Annotated in this window: 2 protein-coding genes and 1 pseudogene; all 3 read left to right on the top strand. The window is 66.8% G+C overall.

Annotation, left to right across the window (positions count from 1 at the left end):
• A partial coding sequence (gene tsaB, locus I5M_RS23280; protein ID WP_022723593.1) for a tRNA (adenosine(37)-N6)-threonylcarbamoyltransferase complex dimerization subunit type 1 TsaB occupies window positions 1–524 on the top strand: 524 nt, incomplete at its 5' end.
• Window positions 521–1,006 (top strand): ribosomal protein S18-alanine N-acetyltransferase, encoded by a 486-nt coding sequence (gene rimI, locus I5M_RS23285; protein ID WP_022723594.1) that lies wholly within the window; start codon window positions 521–523, stop codon window positions 1,004–1,006. The genes tsaB and rimI, both read left to right, overlap by 4 nt.
• Window positions 1,007–1,067: 61 nt before the next feature.
• A pseudogene (locus I5M_RS33875) lies at window positions 1,068–1,186 on the top strand (transcriptional repressor); the annotation flags it as partial.

Raw genomic sequence — 1,186 nt, forward strand, 5'->3', positions numbered from 1 at the left:
CGCTCGACCGCATCGTCGTCACCACCGGACCTGGTAGTTTCACCGGGCTGCTCGTCGGACTCTCTGCAGCGCGCGGCATCGGGCTGGCGGCCGCCAAGCCGGTGGTCGGCGTCACCACGCTGTCGGCGTTTGCGGCGCCTTACGTGCGCGAAGGCGACGAGACGCCGATCCTGTCGGTGATCGATGCACGCCACGACCACGTCTACTATCAACTCGTCGCCGGCAATGGTGAGGCCATCGTGCGGCCGCGCGTCGGTTCGGTCGACGAAGCCGTCGAGGCGGCGCGCGCCGGCGCTCCGCGTCTGGTCGGCAACGCGGCAGAGCTCGTTGCGGCGCGATGGCCGGCGTTGACACCGCCGCCGCTCGTCGTCGATCAGCACGGCGCGCCGGATATCGGCTGGGTCGCCTGGCTCGGTGCCGCGGCGACGCCGCAATCCGCGCCGGCGCGGCCGCTGTATCTGCGTCCTCCGGACGCCAAGCCGCCGAGCAATCAGCTCGCCCATGCGGAACAGCCCGCTGCATGATGACGTGGCTCTCCGAGTTCTGGGGCTACGCCGAAGCGACCGTCGAGCCGGCGACGTTGCGCGACTGCCCGAAGCTGGCTGCGCTGCACGCGGTGTCGTTTCATCGCGGCTGGGACGAGCAGGAGTTCGCCGATCTGATCAGCGAGCGCAATACGCTGGTCCATCGTTTGCGAATCGGACGCAGGATTATCGGCTTTGTTGCATCGCGAATTGGCGCCGACGAGGCCGAGATCCTGTCGATCGCCATCGCGCCGAATTGGCGCGGGCGGCGGTTGTCGCGCCAACTACTCGTGACGCATCTCGGCCATCTCGCCGGCCGCGGCGTCACCAAGGTCTTCCTCGAGGTCGAGGAAAACAATCAACCGGCGCGACGCCTTTATGACGGTACCGGATTTTCCGTGGTCGGACGGCGCGAGCGCTATTACCGTCAGCCCGACGGCGCACAATTGAACGCATTGATAATGCGTCGCGACTTGTCCTGACCCGCCGGCAGTGGCAGAACAAGTGCAGATTCCCGGCCGATTCAACCGTAAAGCGACTCCGATGTCCGACACCAAGGCTACCAATATCGAAGCGCGTTGCGCCCGCACCGGCATGCGCATGACGGAGCAGCGTCGCGTCATCGCCCGCGTTCTCGCCGAATCCGAGGACCATCCCGACGT

Source organism: Rhodopseudomonas sp. B29, assembly GCF_000333455.1.
Taxonomy (GTDB): domain Bacteria; phylum Pseudomonadota; class Alphaproteobacteria; order Rhizobiales; family Xanthobacteraceae; genus Rhodopseudomonas.